A 16050-nucleotide genomic window follows, 5' to 3' on the forward strand; every position below is an offset into this window, starting at 1 on the left:
AATTGTCTGAGAAATACGTCGCGCTAGACGCCCAACCTGCGCAGCACGGGTTCGAGCACCGCCTCCATCTTGGCATAGCCGGCCTCGGTCGGGTGCACGCCGTCGTTGGCGAGCCCCGGCAGCATCGCGCCCTCCGCGTCGCCGAGCACGGGCGTATAGTCGACCCAGGTCGCACCCGCCCCCGGCGCATAGCCGCGCAGCCACGCGTTCATGGCGCGGATCGGCGCCACGGTCTCCAGCCCCTTGCGCCACGGAAATCCCTTTGCCGGGGGAACCGACGCGAGCACCACCCGGATATTGTTCGCCTGGGCAAGCTGCGTCATCATCCGGATATTGTCGGCGCTCTGCTTGGGCGTCATCGGGCCGGTATTGCCCGCAATATCGTTGGTGCCCGCCATGATATGGACCACGCGCGGCTTGAGATCGATGACGTCGGCCATCATCCGCAGCACCATTTGCGGGGTCGTCTCGCCGCTGATCCCGCGTCCGACACGCCCGGTGCGGAAAAAGGCGGGGCGCTTGCTGCGCCAGCCTTCGGTGATCGAATCGCCCATGAATACGATCCCGGTCTTCGCGCCCGATGCGAGCAGCGCCGCATTGTCGTCGCGGTAGCGACCGAGGCCGGCAAAGTCCTCGCGCAGCATCCGCGCCCAGCGTTCGTCCCATGTTTCCTGCTGCGGCGCCTGTTGCGCGCGGGCGGCGAGCGGAAGCATCAGGCCCCCGGCCAGGAAGCTGCGGCGAAGAATCGTGGTCATGGCGTGGTAATCCCCTCCAACATTATGCCGGGCATGTTGCGCGCGGCGATCGCGCGAGGCCAGTCCGAAAATGCGCCGCGCCCCACCGGGCGAAGGACAATCGCGCTCGCACTTTCGTTCACACTTCGCCTATTAGGGGGCGATTCAGTCCGCGGAGGCGTGCGGACCAGTGGGAGTGACGGTGTGACGGTGCAACGCAATCTGGGCTCGACGATCCGCCGGGGTGCCGCCTGGGCAGCGATGGCCGGGCTGGTCGCGACGCCGGGTCTCGCGCAACAGGTGCCCGCGCCGACGATCCAGGCGGTTCCGTTGGCGCCGCCGGTGCAGGTCGTCCCCTTCCCCGTGCTGAGCGCCGCGCAGGCGGCGACGCTGGGGCAGATGATCGCCGATGCCGGCTATGCCCATGGCCTGCGCCACGATGCCGATCGTCCGGTGATCCCGCAGAATAACGACGCGCTGGTCCGCGCTGCGCTCGATTTCGCGCGCGCGGTGCATTCGGGGCGGCTCGACATCAGCGACTTCCAGCAGGATTGGGGGCTGCGTCCCGCGCCCTATGACCCGCTCCCCGGCTTTGCCGACGCCGTGAAGCGCGATCGGATCGCGGCATGGATCCGCGCGCTGCCCCCACCCTATGCCGGCTATGACACGCTGCAAAAGGGGCTGGCGCGTTATCGGGCGATCGAGGCGGACGGCGGCTGGAGCAGCGTTCCGGCTGGGCCCGACCTGACGATCGGCGCGACCGGCGCGCGCGTCGCGGCGCTGCGCAAGCGGCTCGCGGTCGAGGATGATGCGGTGTCCGAGGGGACCAAGTTCGACGCCGACCTCCTGGCGGCTGTGAAGCGCGCGCAGGGGCGCTATGGCCTCAACCCGACGGGCGTGGTGTCCACCCAGACGCTGGGCGCGCTCAACGTGCCCGCCGCCGACCGCGTTCGCCAGATCATGGCCAACATGGAGCGCTGGCGCTGGCTGCCGCAGGAACTCCCCGCCAAGCGTATCCAGGTCAACATCGCCGATGCGCGGCTCGCGGTGTTCGAAGGCGACGCGCCGATCGCGTCGATGAAGGCGGTTACCGGGCGTCCCGGCAACGAAACCCCGATGCTCCAGTCGAAAATCCATTCGATCGTGCTCAATCCGCCCTGGAACGTGCCCACCAGCATCGCCACCAAGGAGCTGTGGCCCAAGGGCGCGGCGTATCTCGCGCGCAACAATTACAAGGTGATCGGCACCGGCGCTAACAAACGCTTGCAACAACAGCCGGGGCCGCGCAGCGCGCTGGGGCTGTACAAGTTCGACTTCGACAATCCCTATGCGGTGTATCTGCACGACACCCCGTCGCAATCGACCTTCGCGAGCTTCAGCCGGCTGGCGAGCCATGGCTGCGTCCGGCTGGAAAAGCCCGCCGCGCTTGCCCAGTTGCTGTTGCGCAACGATCCCGCATGGCAACCCGAGCAGATCCAGGCGGCATTGGCGGCGGGAAAGACGCTGCGCGTGCCGTTGCAGGAACAGGATAAGGTCTCGGTGTATTTGCTCTACTGGACGGCGTTCGCAAACCGCGACGGCGTGGTGAGCTTCCGCGCAGACCCCTATGGCTGGGACAAGACGCTCGCCGCCAAGATCGAGAACCGTTCGGCGATCACCGCCGTCGCCGCCCGTTGACAGGAGAACCAATGAATACTCGCCGCATCACCCTGACGCTCGCCTCCGCCGCTGCTGCACTCGCGCTCGCCGCCTGTTCAGGGGGCAATAGCGAGGAGACGCCGCCGACCGAGACCAATGTCGAGGTCACCGAGCCGATGAACATGACCGAGCTTCCCGCCGAGGCCCCGGCCCCCGCCCCCATGGACAACACGGTGAGCGAGAGCCAGCCTGCGACCGGCGTGGAACTGACAGCCGACGAGCAGACCCAGGACGACGCCGACGCAGCGGGCATGACCGCGCGCGTCTCCCGCGACGAGGGTGGCAACGAAGGCGGCCAGCCCGCGCAGTAATCGCGTGCGCGGGCGAGGCGCGTCAGCCCTCGCCCGCCCCGCAATAGCGGTCGACGAACTGCGCATGCGCCGGCATCTTCGCCACACGCCCGGCGATGTCGGCCTTGAGCGAGTCCAGCGCCCCGCGAAGCTGTTCCTTGGGCATCAGCCGTGCGAGTTCGTGATGCCGCTGGGGCGCCATGCCCTGTCCCATCAGCACCTGCACCCAGGAATCGACGCGGAACAGCTCGTCGCCGGCCTGGTAGGCCTGCCCGCTCTCCGCAAACAGCGCCATGCGCTCCGCCAGCGTATCGGGGATCGTCATGTCGCGGCACTGACGCCAGAAGGCCGAATCCTCGCGCTCGGTCAGGTGGTAATGGAGGATGATGAAGTCGCGCACCCGCTCGACCTCCTGCACCGACATCGCGTTGAAGCGATCGACCTGCGCGTCGCTGATCCCGGCAAAGGGGAATGCCTGGATCAGCCGCATCACGGCGATCTTCACGAAATGGATGCTGGTCGATTCGAGCGGCTCGATAAAACCGCTGGCGAGCCCGAGCGACACGACATTCTTGTTCCACGCCTTGCGCCGCCGCCCGGTGCGATAGCGGATCAGCCGGGGCTCGGTGAGCACGTCGCCCTCGACTGCGCCAAGCAATTGCGCGCGGGCGGCGTCGTCCGACAGATGCGCGCTGGCATAGACGATCCCGTTGCCGACGCGGTGCTGGAGCGGGATCTTCCACCGCCAGCCCGCCTGATGCGCAATGGCGCGGGTATAGGGGACCGCCGGCTCGGTCGCCCGGGTCTGGACCGCGATCGCGGTGTCGGTGGCGAGCCAGTGCGTCCAGTCTTCATAGCCCGTCTTAAGTGTCTGTTCGATCAGCAGCCCGCGGAACCCGGTGCAGTCGACGAACAGATCGCCTTCGATCCGCTCTCCCGATTCGAGCACCAGCGCGGTCACGAACCCGCTCTCGCCATCCTGTTCGACCTGCGCGATCTTGCCCTCGACGCGGCGGACGCCGGCGGGCTCGCTCAGCGTGCGGAGGAAGCGGGCATAGCGCGTCGCGTCGAGGTGATAGGCATAGTTGATCGGGGCGTCCTCACCATTGGTGAAGCGTCGCTCCGACGCGGCCTGAAGCTCGAAGCAATAGTCGGCAAGGTCGCCGCCAAAGCCCTGGGCGCGCGCTTCCAGCCAGAAATGGTGGAAATCGGCCATCCAGGTCGAGCGGCGGCCATTCTCGCCAAACGCGTGGAAATAGCGATCGCCCTCCTGGCGCCAGTTCTCGAACGAAATCGCGAGCTTGAAAGTCGCTTGCGTGGCGCGCATCACCGCAGCTTCGTCGATCCCCAGCAGCTGGTGAAAGCTGCGCGACGTCGGGATCGTGGATTCGCCCACCCCCACGGTGCCGATCTCGTCGGATTCGACCAGCGTGATGTCGAGCAACGGCCCGAGTTGCTTGACCAGCGCCGCCGCGGCGACCCAGCCGGCAGTGCCGCCGCCCGCTACCACGACACGTTGCACCCGGGGACGGTTCATCGATTGAGCCTTTGCAAGAGCCGCGCGCGCAGTCGCCGCGCACCCATTTCGTCGAGGGGGCCAAGCGGGCCGCGCGCATGTTCCGGCAGATGCTCGCCCGCGAGCGTCGGCGGGCCGAACACATAATAATCGAACAGCGCGCGCCACGCCTGCTTCTCCGGATCGGGCCGATCGCGCAGGCTGAGCAGCGCGTGGAGCAGCGTGTTCTGGGGCGTGTCCATAAAGGCGGGCGAGGTGTTCCACCAATAGTTGATCATTGCGTTGAACCCCTCCAGCGCGTCGACCTGGTGCCACCACATTGCGGGATAGAACAGGATGTCGCCGGGCTCCAGCACTGCCACCTGCGCGGCGGCCAGCGCGTCGCGGGCGCGGGGGTAACAATCGAAATCGGGGTCGGCGAGGTCGACCATCGTCACGACCTGCCCCCCCGGGGTCGGCTCGAGCGGGCCGGGATAGAGGTTCGCGACCTGATCGGGCGGGAACAGCGTGAAGCGGCGCCGGCCGACCATGCAGCAGGCGATGTTGTTCGACATGTCGTAATGCGCCGCAGCCGTGGTGCGGTTGCCCAGCCAGATGCTGACGAGCGGCGGATTGGCCGCGAACATCGGATCGTTCAGCACCAGATCGTTGGTGGCCCTGAGCCCCGGAAGATAGATGTCGAGATCGGTCGAGCCGACATAGAGGCTGGGCGCGTCGGGATCGTCGAGATGGGCGCGGACACGCTCGAAAAACGGCGCCAATGCAGTGTGCTCGGGGACGAAGTTGAGTCCCCGCACCTCGGCATCATAGCCGAAGCGCCCGCGGATCTCGGGATCGCCGGTGAACCCGGCGACCTGGCGCCCGACATCGAAGGTCGAGAGATAGGCCATCGCCGCCTCCGCCCCCTCCAGCCCGGCGCGGACGAGCGGCCAGTCGCGCGCGACGCCTTTCAGGATCACGGGCTGCTGCGCGGCGAGCAGATCGGCATAGGGGATGGCATCGGGGGCGATCCCGGTGATTTCCAGCGTAGCGCGCGGCATCGGTATCGTCATGCTGCGGCGAGCCGGGCGTTCTTGCGCTCGATCAATCCGTTGACGTTGCCCAGCGACGCGACGACGAGGAAGGCCGGGTACAGAAACCCCTGCGCATGCAGCGCGGCGAGCGCGGCGCCGTCGAGCGCATCGAGCCGCTCCGCACTGATCGTGCTATAGTCCGGCAGCGAATAGCTTTCGGTCTCGCTCAGTTCGATCTCGACCGCGACCGGCTCGATCAGCCCCGCCGCTTCGAACGCAGCGAACATCGGCGCGGCGAGGTCGATCCCCGAATAGATTGTATCCAGCACGTCGGCGACATGGTCCAGATAAGGTGCGTTGCCGCCCTCCGGCAGGAACAGCGGGTGCCCGGCGTCGCGGCTGATGCGGGGATGGTCCAGGTCGACATGGATCATCGGCGCGCTGCCGCTGTCGTCGTGGGAGACGCCGATCGAGAACGGCCCCCGGCGCTGGACCGCGGGAATATAGCGCGCGTCCCAGCCGCTATCGTCGAGATAGAGGTTTTCGTCGCGGTCGAACCCGAGCAGCGCGACCGACTGGTAAACACCATCGTCCCCGGGCGTGAAGAAGATCGCATATTCGCGCTGTATGTCTTCGAATTCGGTCGGGAAAATCAACACCTGGTTGACGTTGTCGCCAAATTCGGGGCCGTGCCGCGTCACCACGCGCAAGTCGCGGTGATCGATATCGTTGAGCAATACCGCGTTGGTCATCAACCTGCTTTCCGGACGCCGGGCCCGAGGGATGGCGCAAAGCCGCGCGCAACTCAACCGCTCCAAGAGAAAAAGGCCGGTTGCGCACCGCCGTCCTTGCCCTGTCCTGCGCTAGCGGGACATTGGCCTGGATCAACGTTTCGGCAGGCCCAGCAGCCAGGGCTTCGGACGTCCGGTGGGGCGCGGGGTGCCGTCGATCCGCTGTGCGCGGAGCAGCTTTACCGGCGGCTGGATCATCTGCCCGCGCATCGGCCCCCGCCCGCCCCCGGTCGGCTTGGCAAGGATACGGCGGACGACGTCCATTCCCGACACGACATGCCCGAACGCGGCATAGCCCCCGGTCGGCCCGCGCGCGTCGAGCGAGGGATTGTCGCCGACCATGATCGAGAAATTGCCATTGCCCGAATCGGGGTTGGCGCCATGCGCCAGCGATATCGTGCCGTCGGTGTGGCGGATGCCGGTGCGCGTCGTCGGCTCCAGCCGTACCGGGTCGAGCATGCGGCGCGCATCGGTGCCGATCCCGCCCTGGACGAAGCCCAGCTTCGGATTGCCGGTGCGGCGCGACGCGCGATAGAATTCGGTGTCGTCGAGCCGTCCGTCATCGACATAGGCGAGGAAATTCGCGGTCGTCGCGGGCGCACGGCGGGCATCGAGCGCAACGACGATCGTCCCCTCCGAGGTCACCAGCCGCACGCGGACCTGGCCGGGCTGCGGTGCGGACTGGGCGGTAACCAGGGCGGAGGGGACGAGCAGCGACAGCGCGGCGGCGCACAACATCAGGAAACGCATGGCGTCCTCCTAGCCGAGCCGCGCGGGATTCGCGAGTGCGGCTTAGCGCCAGCCGCCGCCCAGCGCCTTGTACAGCGCGACCGCCGCCTGGCCCTTTGCCGCACGCGCCTGCTGGTCACGGCGTTCTGCGGCGAGCAGCGACTGGCGCGCGCGCTGAAGCGTGAGGCGGTCGTCCTCGCCCGCGGTTGCGCGGCGATCGGCGAGCGCGAAGGCGGCGCGTTCGCGGGTGAGTGCGGCTTCGGCCTCGGTGGCGGCGGTGCGGGCGTTGACGAAGCGGTTGATCGCCGCCTCGCTGTCCGACAGCGCGCCGATCACTGCCTTTTCATAGCGCGCGGCGGCGCCGTCGACGCGGGCGTCGGCGCTGCGGATCTGGGCGCGGACAGTGCCGCCCGAGAAGATCGGCCACGATATGCTCGGCCCGATCTGGAGCCGGGTGCTGTTCGACGAGGTCATATCGCCAATGTCGCGCGCCTGCTGCCCGACGCTGCCGATCAGGCTGAAGCGTGGGAACAGATCGGCGGTCGCGACGCCGACATCGGCGGTGGCGGCGGCAAGCTCGCGCTCGGCCCGGCGGATATCAGGGCGGCGTTCGAGCAGGTCGGAGCGGACGCCGGCGAGGATCGTGTCCGGGCTGGCGGGCAGCGGGGCGGGCACGAGCAGGCCGGGCGCGACCTGTTCGGGCGGCGCGCCGAGCAGCGCGGCGATCCGATAGGCGGCGGCGGCAGCGCGGGCGCGGGCGTCGGGGATTGCGGCGGCGCTGGTCCGGGCCGCGCCCTCGGCACGCTCCAGTTCGAGCTGCGACGCCTCCCCCGCATCGGCGCGCAGCCGGGTGAGCCGCGCAAGTTCGGCATCGGAGGCGGCCAATGCCTCGGCAATCGCGCCATCGGCCTGGGCTAGGCGGAGGTCGAGATAGCTGCGCACGGTCTCGCCGATCAGCGTCAGCATCACGTCACGCCGCGCGAAGGTCGCCGCCTCGACGCGCGCGGTCGCCGCCTGTGCCTGGCGCGTGCGGCGGCCCCACAGGTCGATTTCCCAGCTCGCGTCGAAGCCGAGGTCGAACAGCGGAAACTCGCGCGCCACGCCTGGGAAGCGCGAGATCGGGAGCTGGCCGTTCTCGCTCAGGACATTCTCGGTCGCCGATCCGGTCGCCTGGAGCGTGGGCCGGCGCCCGCCGAGCACTGCGTCGCGATTGGCGCGTGCCTCGGCGATGCGGGCCTCGGCTTCGGCGAGGTCGGGGGTGCCGGCGATCGCGCGGGCAACGAGCGCGGAGAGCTGGGGGTCGCCGAACCGCTCCCACCAGCTCTGGTCGACTTCGCCGGGCGCGGCGGGTTCAACCCAGTCGGGGCCGGCCTTGGGCGCGGGGCGTGCATAATCGGGGCCGACCGTGGTGCAGCCGGCGAGCGCCGCGGTGGCGAGCAGCAGGGGCAAGGTCCGGATCATCGCTCTACTCCATCCGCGCGCGGAACAGCCAGGCCGCAGCCGCCAGCGTCGCGCACGCGATCAGGCCCATCGGCCAAAGTTGGTGGAACACCGCGCCCGCCGGGATCGCCTTGAGGAACAGCCCCTGGACGATCACCAGGAAATAGCGCGCAGGATCGAGATAAGTGATCGGCTGAAGCCAACTCGGCATGTTGTCGATCGGGCTGGCATAGCCCGACAACAGGATCAGCGGCGTGGTGACGAGGAACACCCCCAGAAACGCCTGTTGCTGGGTCTGCGCCGCCGCCGACACCACCATCCCCATCCCGATCAGCGCGAGCAGGTACATCGCCAGCGACAGGAAGAAGAGCAGCAGCGACCCGGTGAACGGTACCCCGAATACCAGCGGGGCGATGACCAGATAGGCGCTGCCGTTGATCATCCCGATCAGGAAGGGCGGCACCATCTTGCCGATCAATATCTCGTGGACGCGCAGCGGCGACACCATGAGCTGGTCGAACGTCCCCAGCTCGCGTTCGCGTGCGACGCTTTGCGACGTGATCGCCAGCCCCGCGACCGAGGTGATGATCGCCACCAGCGACGGCAGCGTGAACCAGATGAAGTCAAGCGACGGGTTGTACCAGTTGGTGACGACGCTGCCCCCGCCCCCCGCTGCCACGCGCGGGGCGAGATCGGCGCCGAGCGTGCCGACGATCTGGGTAAGATAGCCGGTCACGATCTGCGCCGCGTTCGAGCGCCGCCCGTCGAGGACCACGCCGATCGTCGCGGGCTCGCCGCGCGCGATCTTGCGGTCGAAGTCCTGGTCGATCACCAGCGCGGCGATGACCTTCTGGTCGTCGACGGCCTCGCGGAGCTGTGCGGTGCTGGCCAGCGGCACGATCCTGCGGAAATTCGGACTGCCCGCGATCCGCTGGACCAACTCCGCCGAATGCGCGCCGCTGCTGCGGTCGAGCAGGCCGATGTCGACATTCTTGACGTCGAGCGTGGTCGCGAAGGTGAAGATGAAGAGCTGCATCAGCGGCGGCACGAACAGCACGATCCGCGACTTGGGATCGCGCAGCACCGCCCATAGCTCCTTGACGATCATCGCTGCCAACCGGCGCAAGCCGAGGGATTTGAGGAGCCCGCCCATCTAGTCGAGGCTCCGCCGCGTCACGCGGAACGACAGGAGGAAGAACAGCGCGCCGAACCCCAGCATGATGCCGATATTGGGCAGGATCAGCCTCCATTGGTCGCCGGCGAGGAATACCGATTCGAGGCAGGGGATAAGGTAGCGCGCAGGCACCAGATAGGTCAGCGCCTGGATCGGCCAGGGCATCGACGAAATCTCGTAGATGAACCCCGATAGCAGGAAGGTGGGCAGGAAGGCCGAGAGCAGTGCGATCTGGCTCGCGACGAACTGGTTCTTGGTCGCCGCCGAGATGAAAAGCCCCAGCCCGAGCGCGGGCATCAGGAATGCCGAGGATATCGCGAACAAGGTCAGCACCGATCCCCGGAACGGCACCCCGAACACCCACACCCCGATCACCGCGCACAGCGCCATCGATGCCTGTGCCAGGAAGAAATAGGGGATGACCTTGCTCGCGATGAATTCGGCCATGCTGATCGGCGTCGCCATCATCGCCTCCATCGTCCCCCGCTCCCATTCGCGCGCGACGACCAAAGCGGTCAGCAGCGTGCCGACCATCGTCATGACGTTGGCGATCGATCCGGGGACGAGGAAATAGCGGCTCTTCAGCTCGGGATTATACCAATAGCGTGCAGAGATGCTGACCGGCGGCCCGGCGGCGCGTGGGTTGCGCTCCAGCCCCTCTGCCTGCGCCCAGGTCGCGCGGACGCCCTCGCCATAGGCGGCGGCGAAGCTCGCGGTATTGGGCTGGGATCCGTCGGTGATGATCTGGATCGGCGGCACGCGCCCGCGCTTCACGCCCGCGCCGAAATCCTGCGGGATGACGATGATCGCGCGCAATTCGCCATCCACCATCCGCCCGCGCACCTCCGCCAGCGACCGCACCGTCGTCACCTCGAAATAGCGCGAGGTGCGATAGGCCTCTGCCAACCGCAGCGCGGGGCCGCTGCTGTCCTGCACGACCAGCCCGATCCGCGTCCGGCTGGTGTCGAGCGACACCGCATAGCCGAACAGGAAGAGCAGGATCATCGGCAGCACGAACGCGATGAGGAAGGTCGAGGGATCGCGCAGGATCTGCGCGGTTTCCTTGCGCACCAGCGCGGCGACGCGGCGAAGGTCGAAGCGGAAACTGGCAGAGCGGGTCACTGTCCACACTCCCGGTCATCCTGACGAAAGTCAGGATCCATTCGCTTCAACCGGCCTTCTTGCGCCACCAACGGAGCAACGAATGGATCCCAGCTTGCGCTGGGATGACGATGCTGGCGGGCGCGAGGCGGGCACTTCAGAATCTGCATCATGCCGCCTCGCGCCCGGTGCCGCGCTCGCGGTCGAACGCCTCGATCAGCGCGATAAAGGCGTCCTCCATCGTCGGATCGTCGATCCCGGCGAGTTCCCCCGCCTTGGCCTTCAGCTCGTCGGGGGTGCCCGTCGCGATCTGCTCGGCGCGGTAGATCAGCGTCACCCGGTCGCAATATTCGGCTTCGTCCATGAAGTGCGTGGTGACCAGCACGGTCACGCCCTTCTCGACCAGCCCGTTGATATGTGTCCAGAATTCGCGCCGCGTCACCGGATCGACGCCCGAAGTGGGCTCGTCGAGAAACAGCACCGGCGGCTCGTGCATCACCGCGCAGGCAAGCGCCAGCCGCTGCTTGAAGCCGAGCGGGAGGGTGCCTGCATTGCTATCCATCTTGTCGCGCAGCTCGAAAATCTCGGCCATCGCGTCGATTGCGCGGCGCGCCTGTTCGCGGTCGAGGTCATAGGCGCCGGCGAAGAAATCGAGGTTCTGGCGGACGCTCAGATCGCCATAGAGCGAGAATTTCTGCGCCATATAGCCGAGCGACGCCCGCGCGTCGGCGCGCGCCGAACGCAGCGACTTGCCCGCCACCGCGCCCTTGCCCGCGGTCGGCGTGAGCAGCCCGCACAGCATCTTGAACGTCGTCGATTTGCCCGCGCCGTTCGGCCCCAACAGCCCGAAAATCTGGCCGCGCGGGATCTGGAAATCCATGTCCTTCGCCGCGACGAAATCGCCGAAGCGCTTGGTCAGTCCCTTGGCCTCGATCGCGTTCTCGCTGCTTTCGGGGATGGTACGATAGCGTTCGGCGAGCTTGCTCGTCCCCGAAGGCCCGCCGCCCAACCGTTCGATAAAGCCATCCTCGAAGCGCGGCTCGGCGGGCGTGACGTTCGTCCCCGCGCCCGCGTTCAGCGCCGCAGCTTCGGGAATCGGCTTGCCGTCCGCGATCAGCAGCCGCACCGAGCGGCCCTGGATCGTGCCGTCGATCACGTCGTCGCGATCCAGCGCCTGTGTCAGAAACCGGCGGCGCCGCGCCTCGAAGCCCGAGACCCGGATCACCCGATCGGAGACGCGATCGGTCAGGTCGCGCGGAGGGCCGTCGAACAGCAGCTTGCCTTCGTTGAGCAGATAGACGGTGTCGCACTTCTCCGCTTCGTCGAGATAGGCGGTGGACCATAGCACGCCGATCCCCTGGTCGGTCAGGTCGCCGACCATCGCCCAAAGCTCGCGCCGCGAAATCGGATCGACCCCCACCCCCGGCTCGTCGAGCAGCAGCACCTTGGGCGTCTTGACCAGCGCGCAGGCCAGCCCGAGCTTCTGCTTCATGCCCCCCGACAGCTTGCCCGCGAGCCGATCCTGGAAGCGCGCGAGATCGGTGAAGTCGAGCAGCCGCTTGAAACTGTCCGGCTGTTCGGCGCGCGGCAGCCCGCGGACCTCGGCATAGAGGCGCAGATTCTCGACCACCGACAGGTCTTCGTAGAGGCCGAAGCGCTGGGGCATATAGCCCAGGTCGTCGAGCCGATCGCCCGGCAAACCGCCCAGCATCGCGACGCTGCCCGATGTCGGCGCCATCAGCCCCGCCAGGATACGGATCAGCGTGGTCTTGCCCGCCCCGTCCGGCCCGACCAGTCCGGTGATCTTCCCCGGAGCGATCGCCATCGACACGCCGTCCAGCGCGCAGACGGCGTCGAAGCGCTTCACCAGAGCATCGGTATGGGCGAGCGGTTCGGCCACGCTCAGTTCTTGTGCGGCGGGCGGGCGCCGGGGACCGCGACGGTCACCGGCTGGCCCTGGCGCAGTGCGTCGTCGGGGTCGGAGACGATCACGCGGAGCTGATAGACCAGATCGGTGCGCAGGTTCGCGGTCTCGACCGACTTGGGGGTGAACTCGGCGCGCGGCGAGATATAGCCGATCGTCCCCTGATAGCGTTTCGGATTGCCGTCCGCGGTCACGACCACGCGCATGCCGGGGCTGATCCGCGCCAGATCGCTTTCGGCGACATAGGCACGCACCCGCATCGGTCGGTCGATCGCCAGCGTCAGCACGGTCTCGCCCGGCTGGACGATCGCGCCGGGTTCGCGGGCGCGGGTGACGACCACGCCATCGGTCGCAGCGTGCAATTTGGTGTCCGACAGGTCGGTCGACGAGCCCGTACGCGCCGCCTCCGCCGCGCGCAGATCGGCCTCGGCGGCGGCGATGTCTTCGGGCCGGCTCCCGGCGTTGAGCAGCGACAGGCCCTGCTGCGCCTCGAGCAGTTGCGCGCGGGCACGGTCGCGCTGCGCCAGCGTCTGTTCCCAGATATCGCGGCTGATCGCGCCGGGCTCGACCAGTGGCTGGCGGCGCGCATAATCCGCCTCGGCATCGCGGGCGAGCGCGGCGGCGGCGGTGACGCGCGCGCGCGCCTGGGCGATGTCCTGGCGCCGGTTGCCGTTGCGCAGCTTGGCGAGCTGCGCCCGGGCCTGGGCAACGCGGGCGTCGGCCTGCGCGCTGCGGCTGTCCAGCGTGTCGGTTTCGAGCGTGGCGAGCAATTGCCCTGTTTTGACCCGCGCGCCCTCCTCCACCCCGATCGCGGCGATGCGCCCGTTGACGCGGAAGCCGAGGTCGACTTCGCGGATGTCGACATTGCCGTTGAGCGTGAGGCCGGGCTGCACCCGCGGCTGCAACAGGCCGAAGCCGCCGGTGGCGACGGCGGTCACGACCAGCACGACGGCTATGACTATCAACGCGATACGGCGGCGGTCCATCACGGCGTCTCCGAAAGAATGCAAAGGGCGTTGGCGCGCAAGCGGGCGCGCAACAGCGTCTGGGTGGATTCGTCCAGCGTGTCGGTACCGAGCACCCTGCACACCGTCGCCCGGCACACGCGCAGCACCAGCGCCTGGCCGAACAGCAACAGCCCGGTCGCCAACGCCTCCCGGCGCGGAAGATCGGGGCGGATACGCGTGATCAGCGCGATGAACACGTCGACGACGCGCTGGATCACCCCGGCGTAGAGCCGGTCAAAGGCTTCGGTGGGGTTTTGCTGCTCGCGCACGACGAAAGCCGACCAGGTCGCCGATTCGGGGAGCATCATCACCGCCGCCACATTGTCGAGCAGTTGAAGCAAGGCTTCGGTCGCGTCTTCGTGCGTCCCCTCGCACGCGGTGCGGGCCATAGTCAGCGCGGGCGTAAGCCGGTCCGCCATCGCCGCAGCGATATAGTCGGCGGCCGCCAGGTAAAGCCCCTGCTTCCCACCGAAATGATACGTGATCGACGACATCGCGGTCCCCGACGCGTGCGCGATGTCGCGCGTGCTGGCGCCTTCGAACCCAACCCGGCCAAACCGGTCGATCGCCGTTTCAAGAAGCGCATGCTGGACCAAGCCAAACTCCGGTTCGTTCGAACGAACGTGGCCTTACGCCTTGTCTTGCTGCAGCGCAATAGAACCCCGCTAGACCTTTTCCGGATGATCCGAGAGCGCCGCCGAGAACAACGCGCGCAGCCTGGTCCGCAAAACGCCAGGGTCGGCAGTGTGCAACGCATCGTTGGCCACCGCATTGCGCATGATGCCGGCACCCATGAGCACCGCCATGCACAGTGTCGCGCGGAGCCGGGCGTCCTCGCCATCGAGGAGGCGTTCGATCGGCACCAGAATATCTTCGTCGATCGTGTCACGAATGATCCGGGAGGCCTTTGGCGACGATGCCGAGTGGAGCAGGATCAGGATGCGATCGATTTCCACGTCGGCGGCATCGCGGTCGACATTGTCGTCGAGGAACAACGACGTGAAATGCTCGACGAGCCCGTCGCGGCTCACCTCTTTCATCAGCGCCCGGCCACCGCGCACGGATTCGATGAACAATTGTTCCTTGCTGCCGAAATACCGCCCGACAAGCGCAGGGTCGACGCCGACCGCGCGCGCGATATCGCGGAGGCCGACATTGTCGTAGCTGTCGCGAGCGAAATGCCGGCGGGCCGCCACGAGCATCGCCTCGCGCGTCGCCGCCGCATTGCGCGTACGCGGCGCGCGTTGGCGGGTTTGGACCATGCCCTCTCCTAACAGCACCCGGGCGTCCGTCAAACTTTCACATGATTGTAAGTCAACAGTCGTTGACAAAATTTTCGGGGGGTCCTAGCGCCGCGGCTACAGGCGGACCGTCTATATAAGATCGGCCCCTCGGAGGATGCCGGCGAGCCGGATCAGGAACGTAAAAATCATGGTTTCGAAGCAAACTCAGTCGCTTACCCTAGTGGCGCTTGCTGGCGCGCTTCTGCTCGCCGGGTGCGGGGGCCCGTCCGACTCGGGACCGCCACAGGGTAATCCGCCGGTTACGGTCGCGACTCCGCTGGTCGAGAATGTCGTCGATTGGGACGAATTCGCCGGCCGCTTCGAGGCGATCCAGAATGTCGAGGTGCGTCCGCGCGCCACCGGCTATGTCTCGGGCATCCATTTCCGCGACGGCGCCTTTGTCCAAAAGGGGCAGTTGCTCTTCACGATCGACGCGCGCCAGGCGCAGGCCGCGCTCGCCCAGGCACAGGCGCAGCTCGTCCAGGCACAGGCCACGGCGGCTAATGCGCAGACCGAACTCGCCCGGTCGCAGACGCTGGTCAGCCAGCGCGCGGCCAGCCAGGAAGAAGTCGAGACCCGTCTCGCCGCAGTGCGCACCAGCAATGCCCAGGTCGCCTCGGCTGCCGCCACCGTGCGTGCGCGCCAGCTCGATCTGGGCTTCACGCGCGTCACCGCGCCGATCAGCGGCCGCATTTCCGAACGCCAGGTCGATGCCGGCAATACGGTGACGGCCGACACCACGATCCTGACGACGATCGTCTCGGTCGACCCGCTGCACTTCGTGTTCCAGGGTTCGGAGGCGCTGCTGCTCAAATATCAGCGCAACGATTCGGGCGTGCAGCCGGGCGCGCCGGTGCGCGTCAAGCTGAGCGACGAGTCCGATTTCGCCCATCCCGGCAAGCTCGATTTCATCGACAATGCGCTCGATTCGGGCGCGGGCACGATCCGCGCCCGCGCGATCATCGACAATCCCGGCGGTTTCCTGAAGCCGGGCATGTTCGGCACGCTGCGGCTTGAGGCGTCGCGCCCCTATGCCGCGATGCTGGTGCCCGACACTGCGGTGATGGCCGACGCCGCCCGCCAGCTGGTCTATGTCGTCGACAAGGGCGGCACGCTCGTCGCCAAGCCGGTGCAGACCGGCGCGATGCGTGGAGACCTGCGCGTGATCCGCAGCGGCCTCGACCGCGCCGACCGCGTGGTCATCGGCGGTGCGCAGCGCGCGCGTCCGGGCCAGAAGGTGACCGCACAGCCGGGCAAGATCGTCCAGGGTGCCGGCGCGCCGGTTGCCCCGCCTTCCAGCGGCGCCCCGCCGTCCAGCACCGCTCTCCCCGCGGCCGGCCGCTGAGGACC

Annotated in this window: 15 protein-coding genes; 3 read left to right on the plus strand and 12 right to left on the minus strand. The window is 67.8% G+C overall.

The genetic code is table 11. The features are described 5' to 3' along the window. Positions 1–23: 23 nt before the first annotated feature. Complete coding sequence (locus TS85_RS08025) at positions 24–755, minus strand: GDSL-type esterase/lipase family protein (RefSeq protein ID WP_044331516.1); 732 nt, start codon at positions 753–755, stop codon at positions 24–26. A gap of 240 nt (positions 756–995) precedes the next feature. Between TS85_RS08025 and TS85_RS08030 the strand changes: the two genes are divergently transcribed. Continuing rightward, positions 996–2411: a L,D-transpeptidase family protein gene (locus TS85_RS08030; RefSeq protein WP_044331518.1), complete on the plus strand. Its 1416-nt coding sequence runs from the start codon at positions 996–998 to the stop codon at positions 2409–2411. A gap of 11 nt (positions 2412–2422) precedes the next feature. Next, the gene (locus TS85_RS08035; protein ID WP_044331519.1) at positions 2423–2743 is read left to right on the plus strand and encodes a hypothetical protein; all 321 of its coding nucleotides are present in this window, start codon (positions 2423–2425) and stop codon (positions 2741–2743) included. Positions 2744–2765: 22 nt separating this feature from the next. Here TS85_RS08035 and TS85_RS08040 read toward each other — a convergent pair whose 3' ends face one another. The 11 genes from TS85_RS08040 to TS85_RS08090 all read right to left on the minus strand — a co-directional run bounded on the left by TS85_RS08040 (position 2766) and on the right by TS85_RS08090 (position 14679). Continuing rightward, complete coding sequence (locus TS85_RS08040; RefSeq protein WP_044331520.1) at positions 2766–4259, minus strand: tryptophan halogenase family protein; 1494 nt, start codon at positions 4257–4259, stop codon at positions 2766–2768. After that, positions 4256–5290 (minus strand): cupin-like domain-containing protein, encoded by a 1035-nt coding sequence (locus TS85_RS08045; RefSeq protein WP_044331521.1) that lies wholly within the window; start codon positions 5288–5290, stop codon positions 4256–4258. Before TS85_RS08045 ends, TS85_RS08040 begins: the two co-directional genes overlap by 4 nt. Continuing rightward, positions 5287–6003, minus strand: a complete 717-nt coding sequence (locus TS85_RS08050; protein ID WP_044336058.1) for a SapC family protein — start codon at positions 6001–6003, stop codon at positions 5287–5289. Before TS85_RS08050 ends, TS85_RS08045 begins: the two co-directional genes overlap by 4 nt. A gap of 132 nt (positions 6004–6135) precedes the next feature. Next, complete coding sequence (locus tag TS85_RS08055) at positions 6136–6792, minus strand: peptidylprolyl isomerase (RefSeq protein WP_044331522.1); 657 nt, start codon at positions 6790–6792, stop codon at positions 6136–6138. A gap of 42 nt (positions 6793–6834) precedes the next feature. Continuing rightward, positions 6835–8232: an efflux transporter outer membrane subunit gene (locus tag TS85_RS08060; RefSeq protein WP_044331523.1), complete on the minus strand. Its 1398-nt coding sequence runs from the start codon at positions 8230–8232 to the stop codon at positions 6835–6837. A 4-nt stretch (positions 8233–8236) separates the two neighbouring features. Further along, positions 8237–9337 carry an ABC transporter permease gene (locus TS85_RS08065; protein ID WP_227698716.1) on the minus strand — a complete coding sequence of 367 codons (1101 nt, stop codon included), beginning with the start codon at positions 9335–9337 and terminating at the stop codon, positions 8237–8239. Positions 9338–9364: 27 nt separating this feature from the next. Continuing rightward, a complete protein-coding gene (locus TS85_RS08070) occupies positions 9365–10507 on the minus strand; it encodes an ABC transporter permease (RefSeq protein ID WP_173426219.1) in 1143 nt (380 codons plus the stop codon). A 148-nt stretch (positions 10508–10655) separates the two neighbouring features. Then, positions 10656–12386, minus strand: coding sequence for an ATP-binding cassette domain-containing protein (locus tag TS85_RS08075; protein WP_227698717.1), 1731 nt, complete (start codon positions 12384–12386; stop codon positions 10656–10658). Between the two features lie 2 nt (positions 12387–12388). Continuing rightward, positions 12389–13396, minus strand: coding sequence for an HlyD family efflux transporter periplasmic adaptor subunit (locus tag TS85_RS08080; protein ID WP_044331528.1), 1008 nt, complete (start codon positions 13394–13396; stop codon positions 12389–12391). After that, the gene (locus tag TS85_RS08085) at positions 13396–14013 is read right to left on the minus strand and encodes a CerR family C-terminal domain-containing protein (RefSeq protein WP_044331530.1); all 618 of its coding nucleotides are present in this window, start codon (positions 14011–14013) and stop codon (positions 13396–13398) included. The genes TS85_RS08080 and TS85_RS08085 overlap by 1 nt, the downstream gene beginning before the upstream one ends. Positions 14014–14082: 69 nt before the next feature. Beyond that, positions 14083–14679 (minus strand): TetR/AcrR family transcriptional regulator, encoded by a 597-nt coding sequence (locus TS85_RS08090; protein ID WP_044331532.1) that lies wholly within the window; start codon positions 14677–14679, stop codon positions 14083–14085. A gap of 169 nt (positions 14680–14848) precedes the next feature. Here TS85_RS08090 and TS85_RS08095 point away from each other — a divergent pair, with 169 nt between their 5' ends. Beyond that, positions 14849–16045 carry an efflux RND transporter periplasmic adaptor subunit gene (locus tag TS85_RS08095; protein WP_044331534.1) on the plus strand — a complete coding sequence of 399 codons (1197 nt, stop codon included), beginning with the start codon at positions 14849–14851 and terminating at the stop codon, positions 16043–16045. The last annotated feature ends 5 nt before the right edge of the window (positions 16046–16050 follow it).

The sequence above is a fragment of the Sphingomonas hengshuiensis genome (genome assembly GCF_000935025.1).
Lineage (GTDB): Bacteria > Pseudomonadota > Alphaproteobacteria > Sphingomonadales > Sphingomonadaceae > Sphingomonas > Sphingomonas hengshuiensis.